This is a genomic window from Neisseria oralis (genome assembly GCF_045062685.1).
Taxonomy (GTDB): domain Bacteria; phylum Pseudomonadota; class Gammaproteobacteria; order Burkholderiales; family Neisseriaceae; genus Neisseria; species Neisseria oralis.
On record NZ_JBJGEB010000087.1, the window covers coordinates 1 to 253 of the forward strand.

The following is a 253-nucleotide window of genomic DNA, read 5'->3' on the forward strand; positions in this document are numbered from 1 at the left end:
GTACCGGCTACCTCAAAGGCGCGCACGCCGAAAGCTGTCCGGTTTACCGCGAAACCCTGAAATACCACCCGAAATGGCTCGATGCCATCTGAAAAACCAATGAACAGAAGAACCTTCCTCCTCGGCGCAGGCGCGTTGCTCCTTACCGCCTGCGGCAGAAAATCCGCCCGAACCCACGCCAAAATTCCCGAAGGAAGCACCGTACTTGCCTTGGGCGATTCGCTCACCTTCGGCTACGGCGCAAACCCTGACG

2 pseudogenes are annotated in these 253 nt (G+C 58.5%); both read left to right on the forward strand.

Annotation, left to right across the window (positions count from 1 at the left end):
- A pseudogene (locus tag ACI43T_RS12180) lies at positions 1 to 92 on the forward strand (DNA-3-methyladenine glycosylase I); the annotation flags it as partial.
- A pseudogene (locus ACI43T_RS12185) lies at positions 82 to 253 on the forward strand (arylesterase); the annotation flags it as partial. The pseudogenes ACI43T_RS12180 and ACI43T_RS12185, both read left to right, overlap by 11 nt.